Source organism: Streptomyces sp. NPDC090442 (assembly GCF_044769405.1).
In the GTDB taxonomy this organism is placed as follows: domain Bacteria; phylum Actinomycetota; class Actinomycetes; order Streptomycetales; family Streptomycetaceae; genus Streptomyces.
The window spans coordinates 136763-158545 of the sequence record NZ_JBIVXW010000002.1 but is presented as its reverse complement, the minus strand read 5'-3'; the positions used below and the strand labels follow the sequence as shown (position 1 = coordinate 158545).

Annotated in this window: 20 protein-coding genes; 14 read left to right on the top strand and 6 right to left on the bottom strand. The window is 71.1% G+C overall.

From position 1 onward, the window contains the following. Positions 1 to 243: 243 nt before the first annotated feature. The gene (locus tag ACIQU6_RS02510) at positions 244 to 765 is read left to right on the top strand and encodes a MarR family winged helix-turn-helix transcriptional regulator (protein ID WP_403479776.1); all 522 of its coding nucleotides are present in this window, start codon (positions 244 to 246) and stop codon (positions 763 to 765) included. 92 nt (positions 766 to 857) lie between these two features. On the opposite strand, the gene ACIQU6_RS02505 is transcribed toward ACIQU6_RS02510, so the two are convergent. Then, positions 858 to 1703, bottom strand: coding sequence for a hypothetical protein (locus tag ACIQU6_RS02505; RefSeq protein WP_403479775.1), 846 nt, complete (start codon positions 1701 to 1703; stop codon positions 858 to 860). A 615-nt stretch (positions 1704 to 2318) separates the two neighbouring features. Here ACIQU6_RS02505 and ACIQU6_RS02500 point away from each other — a divergent pair. The 5 genes from ACIQU6_RS02500 to ACIQU6_RS02480 all read left to right on the top strand — a co-directional run bounded on the left by ACIQU6_RS02500 (position 2319) and on the right by ACIQU6_RS02480 (position 8161). Continuing rightward, entirely contained in the window at positions 2319 to 5303 is a 2985-nt protein-coding gene (locus ACIQU6_RS02500; RefSeq protein WP_403479774.1) for a nitrate- and nitrite sensing domain-containing protein, read from the top strand. Beyond that, a complete protein-coding gene (locus ACIQU6_RS02495; RefSeq protein ID WP_403479773.1) occupies positions 5303 to 5797 on the top strand; it encodes a roadblock/LC7 domain-containing protein in 495 nt (164 codons plus the stop codon). Before ACIQU6_RS02500 ends, ACIQU6_RS02495 begins: the two co-directional genes overlap by 1 nt. Further along, the gene (locus ACIQU6_RS02490) at positions 5794 to 6195 is read left to right on the top strand and encodes a DUF742 domain-containing protein (RefSeq protein WP_274913306.1); all 402 of its coding nucleotides are present in this window, start codon (positions 5794 to 5796) and stop codon (positions 6193 to 6195) included. The genes ACIQU6_RS02495 and ACIQU6_RS02490 overlap by 4 nt, the downstream gene beginning before the upstream one ends. A gap of 76 nt (positions 6196 to 6271) precedes the next feature. Beyond that, positions 6272 to 6847 carry a GTP-binding protein gene (locus ACIQU6_RS02485; RefSeq protein WP_403479932.1) on the top strand — a complete coding sequence of 192 codons (576 nt, stop codon included), beginning with the start codon at positions 6272 to 6274 and terminating at the stop codon, positions 6845 to 6847. Positions 6848 to 6904: 57 nt separating this feature from the next. Then, entirely contained in the window at positions 6905 to 8161 is a 1257-nt protein-coding gene (locus tag ACIQU6_RS02480) for a styrene monooxygenase/indole monooxygenase family protein (RefSeq protein ID WP_403479772.1), read from the top strand. Between the two features lie 1289 nt (positions 8162 to 9450). Here ACIQU6_RS02480 and ACIQU6_RS02475 read toward each other — a convergent pair. Then, entirely contained in the window at positions 9451 to 10017 is a 567-nt protein-coding gene (locus ACIQU6_RS02475; protein WP_403479771.1) for a GNAT family N-acetyltransferase, read from the bottom strand. Beyond that, a complete protein-coding gene (locus tag ACIQU6_RS02470; protein WP_403479770.1) occupies positions 10014 to 10787 on the bottom strand; it encodes a GntR family transcriptional regulator in 774 nt (257 codons plus the stop codon). Before ACIQU6_RS02470 ends, ACIQU6_RS02475 begins: the two co-directional genes overlap by 4 nt. Before the next feature lie 247 nt (positions 10788 to 11034). Here ACIQU6_RS02470 and ACIQU6_RS02465 point away from each other — a divergent pair, with 247 nt between their 5' ends. From ACIQU6_RS02465 to ACIQU6_RS02440, 6 genes are all read left to right on the top strand, one after another. Next, positions 11035 to 12144, top strand: coding sequence for a sigma factor-like helix-turn-helix DNA-binding protein (locus ACIQU6_RS02465; protein WP_403479769.1), 1110 nt, complete (start codon positions 11035 to 11037; stop codon positions 12142 to 12144). Then, a complete protein-coding gene (locus ACIQU6_RS02460) occupies positions 12141 to 12824 on the top strand; it encodes an HNH endonuclease (RefSeq protein ID WP_403479768.1) in 684 nt (227 codons plus the stop codon). The genes ACIQU6_RS02465 and ACIQU6_RS02460 overlap by 4 nt, the downstream gene beginning before the upstream one ends. Beyond that, the gene (locus ACIQU6_RS02455) at positions 12821 to 13297 is read left to right on the top strand and encodes a hypothetical protein (RefSeq protein WP_403479767.1); all 477 of its coding nucleotides are present in this window, start codon (positions 12821 to 12823) and stop codon (positions 13295 to 13297) included. Before ACIQU6_RS02460 ends, ACIQU6_RS02455 begins: the two co-directional genes overlap by 4 nt. Next, positions 13294 to 15051, top strand: a complete 1758-nt coding sequence (locus tag ACIQU6_RS02450; RefSeq protein ID WP_403479766.1) for a phage/plasmid primase, P4 family — start codon at positions 13294 to 13296, stop codon at positions 15049 to 15051. The genes ACIQU6_RS02455 and ACIQU6_RS02450 overlap by 4 nt, the downstream gene beginning before the upstream one ends. Positions 15052 to 15071: 20 nt before the next feature. Beyond that, complete coding sequence (locus ACIQU6_RS02445; protein ID WP_403479765.1) at positions 15072 to 15293, top strand: helix-turn-helix transcriptional regulator; 222 nt, start codon at positions 15072 to 15074, stop codon at positions 15291 to 15293. Positions 15294 to 15921: 628 nt separating this feature from the next. Then, positions 15922 to 17163 (top strand): tyrosine-type recombinase/integrase, encoded by a 1242-nt coding sequence (locus tag ACIQU6_RS02440; protein ID WP_403479764.1) that lies wholly within the window; start codon positions 15922 to 15924, stop codon positions 17161 to 17163. 191 nt (positions 17164 to 17354) lie between these two features. Here the strand turns inward: ACIQU6_RS02440 and ACIQU6_RS02435 are convergent, their stop codons facing one another. The 3 genes from ACIQU6_RS02435 to ACIQU6_RS02425 form a co-directional block, all read right to left on the bottom strand. Next, positions 17355 to 17618 (bottom strand): hypothetical protein, encoded by a 264-nt coding sequence (locus ACIQU6_RS02435; RefSeq protein WP_403479763.1) that lies wholly within the window; start codon positions 17616 to 17618, stop codon positions 17355 to 17357. An 11-nt stretch (positions 17619 to 17629) separates the two neighbouring features. After that, complete coding sequence (locus ACIQU6_RS02430; RefSeq protein ID WP_403479762.1) at positions 17630 to 18370, bottom strand: TetR/AcrR family transcriptional regulator; 741 nt, start codon at positions 18368 to 18370, stop codon at positions 17630 to 17632. A gap of 203 nt (positions 18371 to 18573) precedes the next feature. Further along, the gene (locus tag ACIQU6_RS02425; protein WP_403479931.1) at positions 18574 to 19500 is read right to left on the bottom strand and encodes a diiron oxygenase; all 927 of its coding nucleotides are present in this window, start codon (positions 19498 to 19500) and stop codon (positions 18574 to 18576) included. Between the two features lie 207 nt (positions 19501 to 19707). Between ACIQU6_RS02425 and ACIQU6_RS02420 the strand changes: the two genes are divergently transcribed. Further along, a complete protein-coding gene (locus tag ACIQU6_RS02420) occupies positions 19708 to 20817 on the top strand; it encodes a ferritin-like domain-containing protein (RefSeq protein WP_403479761.1) in 1110 nt (369 codons plus the stop codon). A 30-nt stretch (positions 20818 to 20847) separates the two neighbouring features. Then, complete coding sequence (locus tag ACIQU6_RS02415; RefSeq protein ID WP_403479760.1) at positions 20848 to 21756, top strand: ADP-ribosylglycohydrolase family protein; 909 nt, start codon at positions 20848 to 20850, stop codon at positions 21754 to 21756. Positions 21757 to 21783 lie beyond the last annotated feature (27 nt).

Genomic DNA, 21783 nt, shown 5'->3' with positions numbered 1-21783 from the left:
GAGCAGACGTGACCTTTTGAGGGGGAGGTATCGGCGCCACGCTTGGTGTGGCCATGCCAGAACTGACGATACGCGCGTAGACCCCCGTGGTAAAAGGGGTGCGCGGACCGCCGTTGGTCCCATCCTGCGAAATACTGTCCCAACTGCGGTTCCGCCGGGCCGGGAAGGAAATCTCCCGGCGGCGGGAAACGCGGGAGAGTGCACCGGGGGAACATCGGGGAAGCACCGGGGGAATTGCTGGACATGAGGGACGACGCGGGAAAGGGCGCTGACGTGCAGGACACCGGAGCCGGCGGTACCACGGCGGAGGGCGAGCCGATGGGCGTGGACCCCGCGTTCCTGGCGCTGGAACGCGAATTGGCGGTCTTCCTGCGGCGGGCCCGGGCCTCCTCCGGCGAGCTCTCGCGCGAGGTCCACCCCGATCTGGAGGCGGCCGCCTACGGGTTGCTGGTGCGGCTCGCCGACGCGGGGGCGCAGCGGGCCACCGACCTCGCGGCGTTCTTCGGGGTCGGGAAGGCGACGATAAGCCGTCAACTGCACGCGCTGGAGCGGCTGGGGCTGGTGGCGCGGGCGCCCGATCCGGCCGATGGGCGGGCGGTGTTGGTGCGGATCACCGAGGAGGGGCGGGAGCGGTTCAACCGCGTGCGGACCGCGCGGCGGGCGCGGTATGCGTGCAATCTCGCGTCGTGGGATCGGGCGGAGGTCGCGGAGTTGGCGCGGCTGTTGCATCGGTTGAACGCGGAGCAGGAGGGCGAGGAGGGCTAGCCCCTCCCCTCCGGGGTTCGCCTCCGTTGCCCGTGGTGGCGGGGCCGGGGGGTTCCGGGGCGAATTCCAGCCTCGTGGTGGGGCGTTCCCGCTCACGTTGTCGCGTGGATCACTGCCGCGTCGTCGTGGGGCTTGCCGCGGGGGTGGGTGGTGGAGCGGGGGTCGGCGTTCTCCAGGGTGCGGACGCGGTCGATGAGGGCCTGGGGGCCGGCCGTTGCTACCAGGGCGGCGCATTCGGCCCAGGTGCCGGCACGGAAGACGTCCACCCAGCGGGTGGCGCCGTCGGTCAGTGCGGTCAGGGAGCGGACCTCGGCGCGCGGGGCGGTGCCGGTGAGGGCGCGGGTGGCTACGGCAGGGTCGGCGGCGGCGGTGAAGAAGCCGTCCTCGGCGTTCCGGAGCGCCTCCACGGCGCGGACGTACTCCCGGGCCGCGGCGGCGCGTTCGGCCGAGTCGCGGGGGAGGGCCCGGACCGCGGCGCGCTGCGCGCGGACCGCCGGCGGCAGGGTGTCGAGCCGGGTGTCGCGCACGGGACGCACCGAGCCGTCCGCCTCCGCCACGAGCAGTACGGAATCGGACAACACCAGGTGTTCCACGGTGTCCGGGGACCAGCGGGCGGCGACCACCGTCGCCTGCGGCGTGCGGGGGTGAGAAAGGTCACAGGTTTCGCGGTGGGTGTCGGCCGTTTTGGCCAGGGCCGCGGCCAGCACCTCAGTGAGCGTCATGTCGCGGCGTGAAACCGACAGTTCGAGCATTGCGCCCCCCAGGCGCGCGGTGAACCACGGCACGGAATGGACGCAGCCGTCGTCCCCCTCCGGCGGGGTCACCCCGTCCAGCAGCACCAGGGCGCCGCCCTCCCCGGAGGCAGGCAGGGCGACCGATGCGTAGTCCTCGTTGGGGCGTTGGGGATCGCCCGGCTCCGTGGCGAGTGCGATGCGCATGACGGAAAGTCTGCCGGAGGTGGCCGGAACGCAGCGGTGGCCGGACGGTGTGGCGGGCCGGGTGAGTAAAGGTGGGCCGGGGCCGGTTGGCGGCCCGGGGGTCGGCTGCGGGCGGGCATCCTTCCAGGACCGGCACGCATCTCCAAACCCGCTTTGGGGTTGCGCGGGGTTGCGGCCGAAACTGATGTGGCGCGGAAGTTGATGGTCAAACTGCGATTGTTGTTCACTCGTTCAGGTGGCCGGAGATGTGTTGCCGAGCCACTGCGCGGCGCCGGTGGAATGGTCGTTTCCCGGATCAACCGGGGTGGTCAGGACGTTCGTCGCGACGCGCAGAGCCGGGCTGTTCCCCTTCGCGGGATTGTGCGCTGCCGCGTTCTTCGCGCAGATCCGACCCGCGAGCGGTGAGCGAGCCGGGTCCGCGACGCCAACACGGCGTGGGCAGGCGAGACAGGAATGCGAGCAGCGGTGCGGAAGAAGCGGCTTCGGGGCGGCGCAGGGAAGCCGGGGTCACCGGCCGGATCGGTCTCGGTACCGGGATCCGGTACGGGACCGGGCGCGGCAGGCGACGGCACGGACGGCTCGGGACGGCGTCCCGCGCGGGTCCGCAACCGGCTCGTGGGGGCCGTGGCCGTGGTCGCCGTCGCGGTGCTGGGGGCCGGCGCCCCGGCAGTGTTGACCGCTGCCGACAACGCCAACGGCAGTCAACAACTGGTCGATCTCGCCGGGGTGAACGCGAAGGCCATCACCCTCGCGCACTCCCTCGCCGACGAGCGCGACGCGATGACCGCGTACGTCGCCGGCGGGCGCACCGGCCGCAACGTCAGCCAGCCGCCCACCGGGTCCCAACGCGCCCAGATCGACCGGCAGATCGACGATCTGCGCGGCCAGGCCCACGGCGACTCCGCCGCGTTCGCCGCCGCCGACAAGCTCCTCAAGCAACTGCCGGACACCCGGCAGAAGGCGCTCGCCGGGTCCGCCACCGCCGACCAGGTCTACGACTCCTACAGCGAGGTCGTGCAGGCGCTCGGCGGGATCAGCGACGACATCGCCCGGGGCCTGCCCGCCCGGGCCGACGGCGGCGCCGCCGACACCCGCGCGCTGCCCGCCCTCGGCCGGGCCGTCGACCAGGCCGCCGGCGCCCGGGCGCTGCTGCTCGCCGGCCTCAAGGCCGGCGGCAGCCAACCCCGGTTGACCGCCGCCGCGCAGGTCGCCCACGTCCGCACGCAGGGCGCGCTGGGCGACTTCAACCAGGCCGCGAGCCAGCAGGCCCGGGACCGCTACCAGCGCACCGTCAACGGCAGCGACGTCGACACCGCCGAGCGCTATCTGACCAAGCTCACCGACCGGCCGTATCTGGACGCCACCGACACGGCGTTCAGCCGGAGCCGGGTGGAGGCGGCCCTGACCGCCCGGGTCGGGCTGATGCGGGGCGTCGAATCGGCCCTGGCCACCGCCGAGATCCAGCGCCTGGGCCAGCTCCGCGACGACGACGTGACGGACCTGGAGATCGCCGTCGGGCTGGAGGGCCTCTGCCTGCTGGTGGCCGTCGGCACCGGCATCTGGGCCGCCCGCACCCTGACCCAGCCGCTGGCCGCGCTGCGGATCGGCGCCAAGCGGCTGGCGGCCGACCCCGGCCACGAGGAACCGCTCAACTACAAGGGCCGCAACGACGAGTTCGCGGCCACCGTCCGGTCGGTCAACGCGCTGCACGCCCAGGTCGCCGAGACCGCCCGGCGCACCGCCGAACTGGAGGGCGAGCGCAAGCGGTTGGTCGGCGGCCGGCAGCGGCTGGTCGCCGAGCGGGAGGTCCTCCAGGAGCAGGCGGAGGCGCTCAAGGAGGAGGCGGCCGCGCTCACCGAGCGGCTGGCGGTGCTGCGCACCGGCGTCCACGGCCGGTTCGTCAACCTCTCGCTGCGCACCGTCGGTCTGGTGGAGCGCCAACTCGGCGTCATCGAGTCGCTGGAGGAGTCCGAGCAGGACCCGGAGCGGCTGGAGACCCTCTTCAAGCTGGACCACTACGCCGCGCGGATGCGCCGCAACAGCGAGAACCTGCTCGTCCTGGCCGGCGCCGAACAGCACGGCAGCAGCCACTCGGGGCCGGTGCCGCTGCTGGACACGCTGCGCGCCGCGGTCAGCGAGATCGAGCGCTACGAGCGGGTGCGGATCGCCTCGCTGCCGCCGCACGCCCAGGTCGCCGGGTTCGCCTCCGACGACATCAGCCACCTGGTCGCCGAACTCCTGGAGAACGCCACCGCGTTCTCCCCGCCGGACGCCCATGTCGAGCTCTCCGGCTGGGTGTTGGAGGGCGGCGAGCTGATGCTCTCCGTCGAGGACGAGGGCATCGGGATGACCGCCGACCGGCTGGCGGAGGTCAACGAGCGGCTCGCGGACGCCGAGTCCGCCTCGACGTCCGAGACCGTGGACGAGGCGCTGGGCCTCGGCCTGTACGTGGTGGTCCGGCTGGCCGCCCGGCACGGGGTGCGGGTCCAGCTCCGGGACCGGAAGCAGGGCGGGGTCACCGCCGTCGTCGTGCTGCCCGGCTCGATCCTGCCGAACCGGCCGGGGCCGGGACCGGTGCCCCAGGGCGCGGCGGCGGGCACCGGTGGGCCGACCCTCCCGGGCTCGATCGCCGAGGCCAACTCCAACACCCTCCAGACGCGGACGCATCGGCTCGACCCGGCCGGCCCGCCGGCCCCCGCGGAGCCGGCGGCCCCGGCCCCCGCACCGACCCCGACCCCGGCGCCCGCACCCGCCCCGGCGGCGCAGGCCGCGCCGGAGCCGGCTGCCCAGGAGCCGGCCGCCCGGCGCGGTCTGGCCGGCGACCCGTTCGTCGCCGCGGCCGAGCGCGCCATCGACGCGGCGGGGCTGGGCACTTCGGCCCAGGCCCCGGCGGAGCAGCCGCCGTCGGGCCCGCCGGCCGCACCCTCCGTACCGGCCCAGTCGAAGGCCGCGCCGGAACCCGTCGCGCCCGAGCCCGCCGCCCCGGCACCCGAACTGAGCCCGTACGGCCCGCAGTCGGCCGGCCCGTACGCCTCCGCCGGAAACGCCGCCGGGATCCCGGGCAACGCCACCGGCGAGCACACCCGCCCCGGGGAGGCCGCGCCGCAGGGCGCGTCCCCGGCCGAGGGCGCCCCGGGCGTCCCGGCGCCCGGGAAGGGCCGGCACGCCGCCCCGGCGCCGGCCACCGCCGACCCGTACGCCATCGGGCCGGACCAGCACGCCCGCCCCGTCCAGGGCGGGGAGCCCGCCGGAGCACCGGAGCCCACCGCGGCCCCGGACCCGGCGTCCCAGAGGGAGACGCCACAGGCGGCACCCGGCGCGGCCGGGCCGCCGCGCCGGACCGCCACCGGGCTGCCCAAGCGCACGCCCAAGAACGTGGCGCAGAAGAAGGCGCCCACCGCTCCCCGGCGGACGGGCGCCGCCAACGCCGAGGCGCTGCGCCGCCGGCTCGGCGGCTTCCAGCAGGGGGCACGAGACGGCCGGCGCGACGTCGCCGCCGAGATCGCGGAACGTACCGCGGAGCAGACCATCCCACAGACGGACACCGACGGAGCGGGGGCCCCGGGAGACAGCCGGATCGGCGAGGAGGCACGCGAGTGATGGCGCAAGCGCCCACTGCTTACGGACACGGACTGAGCACCCAGGCACGCAATCTGCACTGGCTGCTCGGGAATCTGGTCGACGAGGTCCCCGGCGTCCGCTCCGTCGCGGTCGTCTCCTCCGACGGTCTGCTGCTGCTCTCCTCCGACCCCGAGCGGGTCGGGGTCACCGCCGGCCACGGCGGCGAGCAGGACGGTCCGCGCGGCTCCAGCGCCGACCTCGCCACCATCGTGTCCGGCCTCGGCAGCCTCACCAACGGGGCGGCCAAGCTGATGGACGGCGGCACCGTCAAGCAGACGATGGTCGCGATGGACGAGGGCAGCCTCTTCGTCATGTCGGTCAGCGACGGCTCGCTGCTCGGGGTGCACGCCACCCCGGACTGCGACATGAGCGTCGTCGCCTACCACATGGCCCTGTTCGTCGGCCGGGCCGGCCATGTCCTCACCCCCGAACTCCGCACCGAACTCCGCAAGTCGATGGAGAACGTCCAGTGAGCAGTAGCCCGAAACTCCCCGTGCGCGGCGGGGAACGCAAACCCGCACGGGTCCGCCCGTATTCGCTCACCGGTGGTCGGACGCGCTTCGGCCACGTGTTGCTCGTCGAGACGTTCGTGGCGGCGCTGGACGCCCCCGAGGAGCGGCGCGAGCTGACCTCCGGCGGCTGGGGGGACCGCGTGATGCCGGAGATGCGCGCGATCGTCGAGCTGTGCCGGCGGATGCGCTCGGTCGCGGAGATCTCCGCGCTCCTCAAGATGCCGCTGGGTGTGGTCCGCGTCCTGCTCAGCGACCTCGCCGACCAGGGAAAGATTCGCGTCTACGGCACCGGGCACGGCACCGGCCGGCCCGACCGCGCGCTGCTCGAAAGGGTGCTGAGTGGACTTCACAGGCTCTGACACGATAGCGGCCGGCACGGGGCCGGCCGCCGGCTCCACGGCACCGGCCGCCCCGGCCACCGCCGCCGACGCGGGGCTGCAGAGCTGGCAGACGGACCGTTCGCAGGCGCCGATCGCCACCAAGATCGTGGTGGCGGGCGGCTTCGGCGTCGGCAAGACCACCTTCGTCGGGTCGGTCTCGGAGATCACCCCGCTCCAGACCGAGGCGGTGATGACCGAGGCCAGCGAGGCGACCGACGACCTGACCGCGACGCCGGAGAAGACCACGACCACGGTCGCCATGGACTTCGGCCGGATCACCCTCGACCAGGAACTGGTGCTGTACCTCTTCGGCACCCCCGGCCAGCAGCGCTTCTGGTTCATGTGGGACGACCTGGTGCGCGGCGCGATCGGCGCGATCGTGATGGCGGACACCCGGCGGCTGGAGGACTGCTTCCCGGCGCTGGACTACTTCGAGAGCTGCGGGCTGCCGTACATCGTCGCGGTCAACCACTTCGAGGGGACCGAGCTGTACGACGTGGCGGACGTCCGGGACGCGCTGACCGTCCCGCCGGAGGTGCCGGTCGTGGTGATGGACGCCCGGCGCCGGTCCACGGTCATCCAGGCGCTGCTCGGCCTGGTCGGCCACGCGCTGGACGTCACGCCCGAGTAGCCTCCGCCCTCCGCCACCCCCCTCCCCCCGAACCGCAGGAACGAAAGAAGCGCCGCCATGCGGAAGATACTCATCGTTGGAGCCGGCCAGTCCGGTCTCCAACTCGCCCTCGGCCTCCAGACGCAGGGCTACGACGTCACCCTGATGTCCAACCGCACCGCCGACGAGATACGCTCCGGCCGGGTCATGTCGACGCAGTGCATGTTCCACACCGCCCTCCAGCACGAGCGCGACCTGGCGGTCAACTTCTGGGAGGGCCAGGCCCCGCGGATCGAGGGCCTGGGCGTCTCGGTCGCCGCCCCCGGCAGCCACGCCGAGCCCGGCGGCAGCCAGCGCGCCATCGACTGGGTCGGCAAGCTGGACGGCTACGCCCAGTCCGTCGACCAGCGGGTCAAGATGGCCGGCTGGATGGAGACCTTCGCGCAGCGCGGCGGCCAACTGGTCATCCACGGCGCGGCAGTTTCCGACCTGGACTTCTTCGCGCGGCGCTACGACCTGACGCTGGTCTCCGCCGGCAAGGGCGAACTGGTCTCGATGTTCGGCCGGGACGCCGCCCGCTCGCCCTACGACACCCCGCAGCGCGCCCTGGCCGTCGCCTATGTGCACGGCATGGGCCCGCGCCCGGAGCACCCGGAGTTCGACGCGGTGCGCTGCAACCTCGTGCCCGGCGTCGGCGAACTGTTCGTGATGCCGACCTTCACCGTCAGCGGCCGGGCCGACATCCTCTTCTGGGAGGGCGTCCCGGGCGGCCCGGTGGACGCCTTCCAGGGCGTGCGGGACCCGAGGGAACACCTGGCCCTCACGCTGGAGCTGATGGAAACGTTCCTGCCGTGGGAGTACGCCCGCAGCGCCGGCGTCGAACTGACCGACGCCAACGGCACGTTGGCCGGCCGCTACGCCCCGACCGTCCGCAACCCGATCGGCCGGCTGCCCTCCGGTGGCCTGGTGCTGGGCGTCGCGGACGTGGTCGTGGCCAACGACCCCATCACCGGCCAGGGCTCCAACTCCGCCGCCAAGTGCGCCGCTTCCTACCTCTCGTCCATCGTCGAGCGCGGGGATCGCCCGTTCGACGGCGCGTGGATGCAGGCCACCTTCGACCGCTACTGGGAGACCGCCCAGCACGTCACGAAGTGGACCAACGCGATGCTGGCCCCGCCGCCGGAGCACGTGCTGAACCTCATCGGCGCCGCCGGCCAGCTCCAGCCGGTCGCCGACCGGTTCGCCAACGGCTTCAACAACCCGGCCGACTTCGAGAACTTCTTCTTCGAGCCGGAGAAGACCGCCGCCTATCTGGCGTCGCTGACCGGAGCCTGACGGGCTTCTGACCAGGATTCTTAGGGTCGTTGTTGGCCGTTACTGGTCGTCGTCGGCCCTTGCCGGACGGCCCAGAGACGGCCCGGCGGGGTCGCTAACGTTAGCGGCCCGGCTAGCGCCAAGTGGGCCCGCAGACCTGCGTGTTAGTGGTTAGCGGGCCTGTTCTGTTGGTGAGCGTGCGCGTCGCCAAGGGCGACCCACTGGGGCCTGTCGAGGCGCTATCGCTAACCCTTTGGATTTAGAGGACGCCCTTCGGGCGGCGTCCTTCAGCGCCTACGCGCTGGGTGGGCCGGCCCCGTCGGCGGGGTGCTAGACCTAGCAGGTGTTCTTGCTAGGTCTAGCACCCCCGCTAGCAGCTCATAGGGCATCTGATCAGGCATCTAGCGTCTAGCAGTGGGATGCGGCGGAGCCTGGAATTCGAGGGTGGGGGTGGCCCGGCCTGATGCTGGAGGCGCTAGGACCCGCCGCGCGCGGACTGGCAGGAAGCCAGCCCCAGTTGTCGTCGTCTCGCCGGAGCCAACTCTGACTGTGCTCATGTAGCGGAAACTTTTTGAATTTGCCCGGCTCACCCGGCTCACCCGGCTCAACCGCAGGTCAGGGGTGTGATCGAGAGTCGGGGTTGCCCGGCTCAAACCCGGCTCAAGCCCGGCTCAGCCCGGCTCAACGCACCGCTGGACACCGCCGGCGCGGGTGGTCTCTTCCGCTCGTGCCGGCAAGGGGGCTGGCTCCCAGGAGTCGCCGTTCGACCCGCACCACGGCCGGCTGCGGGCGCTGAAGGACGCCGCCCGAAGGGCGTCCGCTTGTCCGTGGTGGCGACTTGCACCACGGCCGAGCAGCACCACGGGCGAAGGCAGGTACGCGAAGACGCCACCGAGCGCGGCGCAGAGTAGTTGCCGACTGGTGGAGGCGAGTGGTGGAGGTGCCGGAATCTGATGGAGAACTCCATCAGGGGGTCCATCACCCGCCTCCATCGCCCTTCATCTGCGACAACGCCGCGTTGATGGACCTGGTGGACCTGGTGGAGGCGCCTCTCCAACCGGGCCCCACAAGCTCCAACCGGGCCCCACAAGCCTGGTTTCGGGTCCTGCGGTCCCTCTTGTAGCTTGCCCGCTGCCGGCCGCGCCGGCGGTGTCCAGCGGTGTGTTGAGCCGGGCTTGAGCCGGGCTTGAGCCGGGCAACCTCGACTCTCGATCACACCCCTGACCTGCGGGTGAGCCGGGTGAGCCGGGTGAGCCGGGCAAATTCAAAAAGTTTCCGCTACATGAGCCCATGGCTGCGAGCCGCTGGGCTCAGCGCGGAAGGCACTCGCTGAGAGCTGGTGCTCCGTCCACGAACCCGTGGTCCGTTGGCCGCGTCGCACGCTGAGCGAGCCAGCCCGAGACGCGCGGGCCTCCGTTGATGGCGGAGCCTTCACGGACAGTGCGGACGTGTTCGAAGCCCTGGCCAAGGTAGTAGCGCTGAAGTGCCTCGTTGGTCGTCCAGGCGTCGAGTCGAAGCCACTTCGCGGAACAGCGGAAGGCCCTGTCGCCTGCCCAATCGAGTAGGCGCCCACCGAGATTCTGGCCCGCATGCGTGCGGGCCACTGTGAGCTTGTTGACGAACAGTGAGGGCTCGCTCAGCTCCTGATCAGTCCACAGCCCGTCCTCGGCTTCGGGCGTGAGCGTGATCGTGGCTGCGATCGCCTCCCTGTCGTGCACCATGAAGACGGTGCCAGCCTCTATCGTGGCCAGGAGCCGGTCTGCCGGGTAAGGACGCTTCCACTGGTCGGTGCCGAGCGCGCTGAGCCAAGCTGCTGCCTCCGTCCGGAAAGCGAGCAGCTTGGGCAGGTCGCTCGGCTCAGCAAGGGTGATTTTCACTGAGGCTCGTCCTCATTCCTGGCGGAAAGGTCGCCAATCTCGTAGTTCATGCGGTTAAGGTCTCCGCGGAACGTCGTCACAGTGCACCGCACGGGCCGTTCGGCGGAGTACCCCGTGCGGGTCCAGAGCAGCACTGGAACGCCTGCTCCGAGGTCAAGCAGGCGGGATTCGTCAGGCGTTGGCATGCGGGTGGCGATTTCGTCGTAGTACCCGATTTGCTCGATGCCGAGCTTGGTCAGATAGCGAGTTGTCCCCTCCGCGATATCGCCGGGTTCGGCGAGCCGCGGCGCCTTAGACACCAGCCACTCCGGGTAGTGCGTGGCCTGCGTCGACCATGGCACGTCGTCCACGAACCGATGGCAGAAGCGCAGCACCGATGTGGTACCCGCCTCGACCTTGAGACGTTCTGCTACGTACTCGGGAGCGATAGCCACTTCGACGCGGAAGGTCTGGTGCGGTCGACGGCCGGCGTTCGTCACGTCCGTGCTGTAAGCGTCACCGGTCTGCGGGAAGGTCAGGTTCTCGAAGCGAGAGGCGTTGAGCTCGAACACTTCGTGCTTGCGCACCTCGTATCCGAGCCCCTGACTCGAAGAGATCAAACCTTCGCTCACCAGGAGCTTCAGCCCCGCACGGACTGTGTTTCTCGAGGCCTCGAACCGAGCCTCAAGGTCGCTCTCTGACGGGAGTCGGGCTCCCGGTGGATAGGTGCAGTCAACGATGTCACGGCGGAGGACCTCGGCCACCTGCTGGTACTTCGGCTGCTTGCTCATACCCCCATCATGACGCACTCGGTCAACTTGTTGGTACATGACGCTTGACGCATCACGTTCCGTCGGTGCAGCATCACTGCATCAGCTTGTTCCTACAAGTTGAGCAGGTGGCCTCATGAGCCTGAGGGGTCTCGCCTGCGCCCACAAGAACGCCCCGGCAGTGAAGCTCACCGGGGCTCAAACAGGGAGCGGCCACCTACCGCCAAGCAGAACAACCGCTCCCCGACCCGAAAGGGGTGCCTCCATCATGCCTGGAACCATCGCGGAACGGACGACCAGCCGGCGTCGAGTAGGGGAGATCGAGCCGCTGACGGCGGAGCAGTCGGATCGGCTGGCCTCCCTGTACGAGGAGTACGGGCGGCGCATGATGCGCTTCGCCTACTCCCAGATCACCTCTTGGGGGCCGCAGGGTTCGGCCGCGTGGACGCTCGCGGAGGACATCAGCCAAAAGGTATGGATGCAGATCGCCCGAGAGGGCGGGAAGGGCGCGCTGCTGGGTGGCGAGCCGCTGACGGCGGACTCGCCGCAGGCGCTGCTGTTCTGGTGGGTGAGGCAGGAAGTCATCTGCCACTTCGGCCGGCGCTCGTCGGGGGAGCGGCTGGTGGACTGGTCGGACACGGTGACGTGCAACGAGCTGTGCTCGCTGATGCCGAGCGGGTGCGCCATGGTCGAGCTTCCCGCCTACCTCGCCGAGATGGTCGACGAGCTGCCGGAGGAGGAGCGTGAGGCACTGCTCCTGATGCTGGACGGCCATGACCCGCGGGTCATGGCCGAACGTCTCGGTTGCAGCGCTTCGACCGCTGAACGGCGAGCCAACGCGGCCGTGGTGCTGCTCCAGATCGACCACCCGGAGCTCTCGGGTGAACCGGTGGCCCTGGAGTCGCTCCCCGACTGGGAGCAGCGCGCGCTGGCAGAGCTGCACCTGGCACGGCGCGAGGCACTGCTGCGGCTGGAGTCCGTAACGCGGCAGGCCCTTCTACTCAAGCACCTCGGGCTGGGCAAGAAGGAGATCGGCAAGCGGCTTGGCCTCTCCTATGACGCGGCGTCGTCCGTGACTCGTTGCGTCTCTGCCCTGCGGGCTCCTGGCGCTCAGGCTGCGCCGAAGCGCCAGGTCGGCCGGCGGCGTGCGCCCTCGAAGTTCGCCCAGGTCGCTGATGCACTGCGCGAGGACATTCGTAGCCTGCGGCCCGGTGACCGGCTGCCGACGCGGAAGGCGCTCATGGGGCGCTTCGGGGTCGGCAGCCGCACCATCGACAACGCCTGGGCCGTACTCCGCGGTGAGGGGCTGATCGAGCCCAACGGCATCTACGGCTACACCGTCGCTCGCTCTCAGACCGACATGGAGCAGGCGGCATGAGCTACCCCCGGCCGCACCTGAACGCGGCCCGTCGCCGGGCGAGGAAGCGCGCCCTCGCCCGGCGGGACGGCCGCCACTGCACCTACTGCGGAGCGCTGTTCGCCGCCGACCTGCGGGACGCTTCGATCGATCACGTCGTGCCGATCTCCCTGTTCCGCACCTGGCGCACGGAGAACCTGGTACTGGCCTGTCGGCCGTGCAACGAGGCGAAGGCCGATCGGCTGCCGCTGTCGATCGCGCTGCTGCTGTGCGCCCAGTGGGCTGGCCGCCGGGCCGTACAGCCCTTGGGCGTAAAGGGAAGCGGGCACGCGGACGCCGTTCATGAACAGCCGATCGACACCGTTCACGAGCGGTCGGGTGGGGCTGTTCGTGAACGGTCGGGTGAACGCGTCGGTCGATCGATCGGGGAGGTGTTCACGCCCGATTGGTCGTTGCTGGCCCGACTGGCTGTGCGGGCGGAGCGGGGCCTGTCCGGATCGCTGTCCGGACAGGTCCGGACCGTGTCCGGGCCGCTCGCCACGCCCCAACGGTCGATGGCTGACCTGCCCGTACGGCTCGATCGGGAAGCCGATCGATCGAGCCTGGAACGGACGGTGATTCGACGCCCGACGGCGTACCGATCGACGCCCGCCGAACCGACCTCGGCGCCCGTCGATCGAGCGGGGGTGGGCTGTTCATGAACTGCTTCTGGGAGGACCCCGTCGCCTTATGGGCGGAGGCCCAAGCCGTTCACCTCGCGGGCGACTACCCCGCCTATGGCAGCCCCCAGTGGTCCGCCCTGCCGCCGGACAGCCCGGCCCGGTTCGCGGCCGTGCTGGAGGCAGCGGAGCTGTGGCGCCGCCAGGTCGCCGAACAGGCCCGGCTGGACGCGCTCTTGGACACCGACCCGGACCGCTGGTTCCGGGAGGTCACCGCCGACGCCAACGAGGAGGCCCGCCGCACGGCCCGGCGCCTGCGACTGTCCCGTTCGCTGAGCGCTGCCGAGCTCGCCGCGCGGCGGCGCCCGAAGCCCCCGCACCCGGTGCGGGCCACGCCGGGGTGGCCGCCGGTCCGCATCCCCGGACGGCCGGGCTGGTGGCGCCACTGCATCAACGGCGTTCAGACCGACCTGCCCTATCGCACCGCTGCACCTGAAAGGAGGGACGCCGCGTGAACGGCTTCCAGAACAGCGAAGAAGTACCTCCGCCGACGAACCCCATGGCCGTGGCCCGTCATCTGTCCCCGTACTGGCTGCGCGATGGCGTCCTGACGCTGCGGCACTGGCGCGGCACCTGGATGCGCTGGGAGGACAACGCCTGGCGCGAGATGGACGGCGAGGAGCTTCGGGCGTGGCTCTACAAGCGTCTGGAGCACGCCACGTTCACGGTCCGCACGCCCAAGGGCGAGCAGGAGGGCCGGGATTGGGCGCCGACGGCGCGGAAGGTCGCGGACCTGACGCAGGCCACCACCGCCGTAACCCACCTCTCGCCGCGCGTCGATCCGCCGGCGTGGATCGATGAGGACGGAGCCACGGGGCGGGATGACGGTCCGATGGTGGCGTGCACCAATGGCCTTCTGCGGGTGGCCGATCGGACGCTGCTGGACCTGACACCGCAGTTCTTCAACCTGGTGTCGGTGCCGTTCGACTACGACCCGGACGCCACCGCCCCCACCTGGACTGCCTTCCTGAACAAGGCGTGGCCGGACGATCCGCAGTCGATCGAGGCTCTTCAGGAGTGGTTCGGGTACGTGCTGTCCGGCCGGACCGACCAGCAGAAGATTCTCCTCATCATCGGCCCGACCAGGTCCGGGAAGGGCACCATCGCGCGGGCCCTGTCCACGCTGGTGGGCGAAGGGAACATGGCCGGGCCGACGTTGGCCAGCATGTCCACGAACTTCGGCCTCTCCCCGCTGCTGGGCAAGTCGTTGGGCCTGATCTCCGATGCCCGCCTGGACGGCCGCGACAGCAGCAAGGTGGTGGAGCGGTTGCTGTCCATCAGTGGGGAAGACCCGATCGACATCGACCGGAAGTTCAAGCAGCCGTGGACCGGCAAGCTGCCCACCCGGCTGATGATCCTGTCCAACGTGTTGCCGAACTTCGGTGACAGCAGCGGCGTGATCGCCAACCGGTTCGTGGTGCTGCGTATGGAGGTGTCCTGGCTCGGCAAGGAAGACCCCGCCCTCGGCGACAAGTTGGACGCTGAGATGCCCGGCATCCTCAACTGGGCGCTGGATGGCCTCGATCGGCTCCAGCGCGCCGGTCGCATGACCCAACCGGCTTCGTCCCGGGAGGAGATCACGGCCATGCAGGATACCGCCTCACCCACCAGTGCCTTCTTGCGAGAACGCTGCGAGACCGGCCCGGAGTGCACGGTGGGCGTGGATCTGCTGTGGTCGGCCTGGCAGGAGTGGGCCTTGGACAGCGGCGTACCGGCCGGGTCGAAAGCCCTGTTCGGCAGGAACCTCCTCTCTGTCGTGCCGCAGTTGCGCCGCAGCAGGCCCCGTGGGCTCGACGGTCGCCAGGTGCCCAGCTACACGGGCGTCGCTCTCCTCTGGGACCCCGTCCACGACCTGATGGGGCCCATGCCGCACCGGCCCTCGGGCGCGGGGTGTGACGCCGGCCGTGACGGGGGTCGTCACGCTGGTCAGCGTCTTGCCGGTTCCGAGGAAACGAGCGATGCGGCGTCCAGCCTGCCGGGGTTGCGGTGCGCCGTGTGTGAGCGGTCCATGGCGCCGGACCTCACGGCCGCTGGGCATCTCGTCCACCCCGACTGCAACCCGTCGCTCACCGAGCACCCTGACGCCCCGCCCGCCGGTAGTCCGGCCGCGGGCATCAGCGGGCCGAACGTTGGCCCGTGCGTCCGCTGCAAGACCCCCACCGTCCGCTACGGCCCATTCGGCAATCCCCACTGCCGCAACTGCCGCTGACAGCCCGGAACGGAGACACCATGCCCAGCGCAACGGCCGCACTCCGACGCGGCCTCCCCGATCGCTACCTGACCCCCGAAGACCTGGTCGCACTGTTCTCCCTGGAGAGCGTCGAGACGGTCTACGCCTGGCGCCGCAAGCGCACCGGCCCGCCCGGGTTCCGCGTCGGCAAGCACCTGCGCTACGACCCCGACACCGTTCGCGCCTGGATCGACCAGCAGGCCGCCCAGGACGCCGACTAGCAGTCCGCCACGGTGCCGCCGGACCACCCCGGCCCGGCGGCACCACCCAGCACCCCTACGACCGACCTCGCCATCATTCCGACGGCCAGCCCCGGCACTTCGGGGACGGCCCCCAGATCTCGTAGCCCGCTTTGACGTGAGCGGTCCGCACTTCGAGGGCACCGCCCGGCGTTACGACGCCAACCGCGCCCATTCCGGCACCGGCCGCGCCCGTTCCGACGTCTGAAAGGTCACGCTCCGTGTGGGGAGGCAGGCAGGGAAGCGCTGGGGAGGTGGGGAGTTCTCCCCAGCCGCCTCCCCAGCCCGCCTCCCCGAACCTGACCTGCGCAGACACCCGTTTTGGGGAGTCTGGGGAGGCTGGGGAGGCACCTCTCCCCGCCCCTGAAAAGGCCCTTGGGAAGCCTCTTCGGCCCCTACCCCTGCCTCCCTCCCCAGCCGGGAACGGTCGCTACCGGTAGCAGGCCCCCTTGCTATCGATAGCACCCCCGCTAGCACCCCAACTCCCCGCTGACCAGGCCGCTAGCAACTAGCAGGCCCGGCACCGCACTGCCCGAAACCGGCTCACAAGGGCCCCAAAGCCCTCCCGCCGGCTGCTATCACCACCCACTCACCGAAGGAGTCCTGCCGCATGGCTGGCCACATCCAAGACCGCTGGTACAAGACCGAGACCGACACCAACGGCAAGACCACCCGCGTCAAGACCGACCGTCACGGCACCGGCCTGCGCTACCGCGCCCGGTACATCGGTCCCGACGGCACCGAGAAGTCCAAGAGCTTCCGCGACGGTCAGAAGCGTCTCGCCGAGAAGTGGCTCACGAAGACCGAAGCCGACATGGATAGCGGCGACTACGTCGACCCTCGGAGGGGCAAGGTCACGTTTCAGCAGTACGCCGAGAAGTGGCTCAAGGCCCTTGGGAACGACCCGAACACCCTCGAATCGATGAACTCCCAACTCCGGCTGCACGCTTACCCGTACATCGGGACGCGCCCCCTCGGATCGTTCAAGCCGGAGCACATCCGCGAGTGGGTGGCCGCGCTTGAAGAGAACGGCATGCCCGGCTCCTACGGCCGGGCCGTCTACGCGAACGTGCGCGCTGCCCTGAGCGCGGCAGTGGACGACGGCTACCTGAACCGTCATCCGTACTCCGCAAGGTCCGTCAAGCCGCCGGCTGTTGACCCCAAGCGCGTGGTGCCGTGGTCGGTTGAGCGCGTGTTCGCTGTCCAGGCGGCCATGCCGGAGCGATACCGCGCGATGGTCGACCTGGGCGCCGGCTGCGGCATGCGGCAAGCGGAGATCCTGGGGATTGCTGTTGACGCGGTCGACTTCGACACCGACACCCTGCACGTGGTCCAGCAACTCAAACTCAGCAGGAGCAAGCCCGTGTTCGCGCTACCCAAGGGCGGCAAGACGCGAGATGTGCCGCTCCCTGGTCCTGTGGCCGACGCGCTCAGGGCACACATGAAGCAGTTCCCGCCGGTCGAGATCACGTTGCCCTGGAGGACGCCCGACGGGCCGAAGGTGACCAAGCGACTCATCTTCATGGCGGCCGGCCGCAACCACGTGTGGCGCACCTCCCTGAACGAGGAAGCGTGGAAGCCCGCTCTCGCCGCTGCCGGAGTCATCCCGGAGCCGGAGACGAAGAAGGACGGTTACGCCGCCGCACGCGAGCACGGGATGCACGCGCTGAGGCACTTCTACGCGTCCGCGCTCCTGGACGGTGGAGAGAACGTTAAGGCCGTCAGCGAGTACCTGGGGCACAGCAACGCGGCTCTAACGCTGCGGATTTACGCTCACCTCATGCCGAGCAGCCAGGAACGCACCCGCAAGGCGATCGCGACCGTCTACGACACGGCCCGACGCCCGGCCTGACGGCCCACAGACGGCCCACAGCCCTTTGCTGGCCCGCCTGTTGGGGAGAAACCCCAGGTAAGAGGCTCGTAAGGCTGTGGGCCTGCTTCTCCGAGCCGGAGAAGACCGCCGCCTACCTGGCGTCGCTGACCGGCTGACCCGGGGACCGGCAAGGGTGCCGGCGGCCGTTCGCGGACCGCCGGCACCGGTCGTCAACGCCGCCTGCGCCAGGGCCATTTGGGGGCCAGGCCGGCCCGGCCCTCCGGGACGTAGGCGTACCGCCAGCCGCGCGGCAGGCCCAGGCGGCCCGGCGGGCCCGGGACCCGGCGGTAGACGTGTACCTCCGGCGGCCGTCCGTCGTCGCGGGGTACGGGGATCTCGTAGCTCTTCGGGGGCAGCCCGGTGGGACCGACCAGGACGGGCAGGACCCGGCCGTCCAGGGGACCGCCGACGAAGAGGGTGTTCTCGCTGCGCACTGGCTCAAGTCTTACAGCAGATGGGCGGCGTCGCTGACGACGGGCAGGAGGCGGCGGGCGAAGTCGCCGGCCGGGCCGTCGTGGGCCTCCAGCTTCAGGGTCGCCCGGACCACCCGGGCGGTGCCCGCGTCGCGGGCCGCGGTGGCGGTCAGCAGCGCCACGAAGTGGTCCACCAGCCAGTCCCGCAGCTCGTCGAGGGCGGGTTGCTTGTCCTCGTCGAGCCAGATCAGCGAGGCGGCCTCGACCGAGGCGATCCACATCCGGACCGTCGTCCGCAGCCGCGGGCTCGGCTCCGGGGCGCCGAGGTGGTGCAGGATCTGCTCGGCCGCGGCCCGCCGGACCTCGTCCACGATCGCGTTCGTCCGGGACGTCTCCACCACGCTGCCGCTCTGCAGCAGTGCGGAAAACCCGGCGTCGTGCTGGTCGACGAAGGCCAGGTAGCGGTCCAGGGCGCGGCCCAGCCGCCGGGTGAGCGGGCCGGCCTCCGGCTCCGCGAAGCACTGCTCCAGCTCGTCGGCGGCGCTGCGCAGCGCCGCCTCGTACAACTGCTGCTTGCCGCCGGGGAAGTAGCGGTAGACGAGCGGCCGCGAGACCTCGGCGGCGGTCGCGACGTCGTCCAACGAGACGTCCTCCGGCGCGCGCTGGGCGAACAGGCCCAGCGCCGCGGCCAGGAGCTGGCTGCGACGCTGCTCCACGCTCAGCCTGCGGTAGGCGGGTCTGGGTACTGCTGGGGCGGTGCCGCTGCCGTTCATGAACAGCAGCGTAGCCGCCGGGGTTTCAGCGTCGTACAGGTGCTCGGGCCCCACCGGTCGTGGAGGGAGCGATCAGGCCAACAGTCCCGAGCTGCGCCACAGTCGGCGGCCGACCCCGCGCAGCACCCCGATGTCGTCCAGGCTGGGTCGATGGGCGGCTCCGCCGCGTGGCCGTCAGCCGTTTCGGGTGTCGGGGGCGGGGCTCAGGCCAACAGTCCCGAGCTGCGCCACAGTCGGCGGCCGACCCCGCGCAGCACCCCGATGTCGTCCAGGAAGTCCGTCAGTCGACGGGCGCCGTTCTGCATGACCTCCCGTCGGTGGCCGCTGGCCTTCACCTGGGCGACGGCCTCGTTCCGGTCCAGGCCGACGTTGGTGTAGACCTCGGGGTTGACGAACGCCACCGCGAAGATCCGGGCGAACTCGCCGGAGGTGACCCGGGTGAACTCCTGCGACCACTTGGGCGCCGTCACCATCTGCCGCCGCAACTCCTCGCGGGCGTACCGCACGTGCCGGGCCTCCTCCACCACATGGATCCGGGTGACGCCGCGGACCAACGGCTGCACCCGCTCGTCGGGGAAGGTCAGCCGCTGCATCCAGTCCAGGACCTCCTCGCCGAGCAGGGTCGCGGTGAACGAACCCGGGGTGGTGGAGATCGTCTTGAAGAGGCGGCCGAGGTTGTGGTGGACCCGGCTCACCGGGTACCAGGGCGTGTCCCCGCGGGAGATCAGCCGGGCGAACATCTTCGAGTGCCGGCACTCGTCCTCGATCTCGGTGAGCGCGTACCGGACGTGCGCGCTGGTGACCGGCTTGTCGTAGATGTGCCGGACGAGCAACTGCATCAGGATCATCTCGAACCAGATGCCCAACGAGGCCAGCGCCGCGGCCTCGTGCTGGGAGAGCAGGATGCGCTGCTCCTGGCTCATCCGCTGCCACATCGGGGTGTCGTAGAGCGACACCAGCTCCGGCGGCCAGAACCACTTGCCCTCCTCGAAGGGCGCGTCCCAGTCGAGTTCGGCGTCGGGGTCGAAGGAGTGCTTGGCGGAGGAGGCGAGCAGTCGCTCGGCGACCTGCTCCCGGTCCTTGAGCGCCCCGAGGGCGTCCCGCAGGACTTCGATATCCGCCACGGTCATTGCGGTGGGCGCGCTCGTCATGGCTCTGGCTACACCTCACGGTCGAAAGTTACCCGCGGTCACATGCGGCTCCCTTTTATGAGACTGCGTGTCAGTAAGCGCGTCAATCCCTCGCGCACGACTTCTTGACCCGCCGGTAATGAGCGTGTGAACCTGCCAACGGCCGGCCCGGTAGCGGGCGTTGGCGTGCGGAGGAGGTACCGGGCGGTGTCCATCCGAGAGCTGTACGTACAGGACCCAGGCGATCCCCTGTGGACCGTGCCGGCCACCGGCGCGGCCCGCTTCAACTGGGAGTACGACGAGGGGCGCGACCGACTGCTGGCCCTCTACCAAAAGGGCAAGGACAAGCAGTGGGACGCCACCACCCGGATCGACTGGGACCTGGAGGTGGACCCCAAGGACCCGCTCGGCACCCCCGACGAGGCCCTGGCCCTGTACGGGACGAAGTACTGGGGCCGGATGACCGAGAAGGACCGCGGCGACCTCCGACAGCGCTTCACCGCCTGGCAGTTCAGCCAGTTCCTGCACGGCGAACAGGGCGCGATGGTCTGCGCCGCGCGCATCGTGGAGTCCGTCCCCGACCTAGACGCCAAGTTCTACTCGGCCACCCAGACCATGGACGAGGCCCGGCACGCGGAGATCTACGGCCGCTTCCTCAAGGACAAGATCGGGATGTTCTACCCGGTCGACGACAACCTCCGGGCGCTGCTGGCCGACACCCTCGCCGACTCCCGCTGGGACATGCCCTACCTCGGCATGCAGGTCCTCATCGAGGGCCTGGCGCTGGCCGCGTTCGGCATGATCCGCGACACCACCAACAAGCCGCTGCCGCGGCAGATCCTCGCCTACGTCATGCAGGACGAGGCCCGGCACGTCGCCTTCGGCCGGATGGCGCTGCGCGACTACTACCGGCAGCTCACCGACGCCGAGCTCCGCGAGCGCGAGGAATTCGTCATCGAGGGCTGCTACTTGATGCGCGACCGGCTGCGCGGCACCCAGATCCTGGAGGACTTCGGCATCCCGCCGAGGGAGGCCGCCGAGCTCACCGAGGGCTCCGAGTTCCTCCAGCTCTTCCGGAAGCTGCTGTTCAGCCGGATCGTCCCGTGCGTGAAGGACATCGGCCTGTGGGGCGAGCGCCTCCAGCGCGCCTATGTGGACCTCGGTGTCTTCGAGTTGGGCGACGCCAACCTCGACCTGCTGATGACCCGGGACGAGGAACTCGCCGAAAAGCTGGACGCCGAGCGGTTCGCCACCGAGGAGGCGGCCCGCACGGCGGAGGTGGCCGAGGCCGTCGCCCGGGGCGCCGACGAAGGGTGAACTCCCCGCCCGCCGTGGCAGGATCCGCCCATGGACACCGACGACCGACGGCGCGCCGCGGTGCGCGGCAGCATCGAGGGCCTGGCGCACGGCGACGCCTTCGGTGAACGCTTCTTCCCGCTCCTGCGGACCGAGGAGGAGGCCCGCGCGCTGATCACCGCCCGCCGCCTGCCGCCCGACCCTCACTGGCGCTGGACCGACGACACCGCCATGGCGCTCGACCTGCTGGCCGTCCTCGCCGCACACGGCGAGGTCCGACAACCCGCCCTCATCGCCCGGTTCGCCGCCACCCACCGCGCCGACCCGGGCCGCGGCTACGGCCCCGGCATGCACGCCCTGCTGCCCCGCGCCGCGGCCGCGCCCGAGGGCTGGCGGGAGTTGGCGCACGCCCTCTTCGGCGGCGAGGGCAGCCTCGGCAACGGCGCCGCCATGCGGGTCGCCCCGCTCGGTGCCTGGTTCCACCACGACCTCGACCGCGCCGCCGAACAGGCCGCCCGCTCCGCGGAGGTCACCCACGCCCACCCCCAGGGCGTCGCCGGCGCGGTCGCGGTGGCCGTGGCCGCCGCGCTCGCCGCCCGCGGGACTCTCCTCGCCCTCCCCGAGATCGCCGCCCGCACCCCCGAGGGCCCGGTCCGTGACGGCCTGCTCCACGCCGCCCAACTCCCGCCCGACACCGCCCCCGAGGAGGCCGCCGCCACCCTGGGCAGCGGCCACCGCGTACGCGCCGAGGACACCGTCCCGTTCGCCCTCTGGTGCGCCACCCGCCACCCCGACGACCTGCCCACCGCCCTGTGGGCCACCGCCGCCGGCCTCGGCGACGTGGACACCACCTGCGCCATCACCGGCGGCGTGGTGGGCGCCCGTGGGGGGACGGGAGCGCTGGGGGAGGAGTGGACGCGCCGGCGGGAGCCGTTGCCGGAGTGGCTCGACGAGGTGTGAGCACGCGGCGCGGACCCCCAGCCCGGC

Bases quoted from the DNA above. Each gene is read 5' to 3' on its own strand.
- ACIQU6_RS02510 (WP_403479776.1), top strand. From the start codon at position 244: ATGAGGGACGACGCGGGAAAGGGCGCTGACGTGCAGGACACCGGAGCC.
- ACIQU6_RS02505 (WP_403479775.1), bottom strand. From the start codon at position 1,703: ATGCGCATCGCACTCGCCACGGAGCCGGGCGATCCCCAACGCCCCAAC.
- ACIQU6_RS02495 (WP_403479773.1), top strand. From the start codon at position 5,303: ATGGCGCAAGCGCCCACTGCTTACGGACACGGACTGAGCACCCAGGCA.
- ACIQU6_RS02480 (WP_403479772.1), top strand. From the start codon at position 6,905: ATGCGGAAGATACTCATCGTTGGAGCCGGCCAGTCCGGTCTCCAACTC.
- ACIQU6_RS02470 (WP_403479770.1), bottom strand. From the start codon at position 10,787: ATGAGCAAGCAGCCGAAGTACCAGCAGGTGGCCGAGGTCCTCCGCCGT.
- ACIQU6_RS02465 (WP_403479769.1), top strand. From the start codon at position 11,035: ATGCCTGGAACCATCGCGGAACGGACGACCAGCCGGCGTCGAGTAGGG.
- ACIQU6_RS02460 (WP_403479768.1), top strand. From the start codon at position 12,141: ATGAGCTACCCCCGGCCGCACCTGAACGCGGCCCGTCGCCGGGCGAGG.
- ACIQU6_RS02455 (WP_403479767.1), top strand. From the start codon at position 12,821: ATGAACTGCTTCTGGGAGGACCCCGTCGCCTTATGGGCGGAGGCCCAA.
- ACIQU6_RS02445 (WP_403479765.1), top strand. From the start codon at position 15,072: ATGCCCAGCGCAACGGCCGCACTCCGACGCGGCCTCCCCGATCGCTAC.
- ACIQU6_RS02440 (WP_403479764.1), top strand. From the start codon at position 15,922: ATGGCTGGCCACATCCAAGACCGCTGGTACAAGACCGAGACCGACACC.
- ACIQU6_RS02430 (WP_403479762.1), bottom strand. From the start codon at position 18,370: ATGAACGGCAGCGGCACCGCCCCAGCAGTACCCAGACCCGCCTACCGC.
- ACIQU6_RS02425 (WP_403479931.1), bottom strand. From the start codon at position 19,500: ATGACCGTGGCGGATATCGAAGTCCTGCGGGACGCCCTCGGGGCGCTC.
- ACIQU6_RS02415 (WP_403479760.1), top strand. From the start codon at position 20,848: ATGGACACCGACGACCGACGGCGCGCCGCGGTGCGCGGCAGCATCGAG.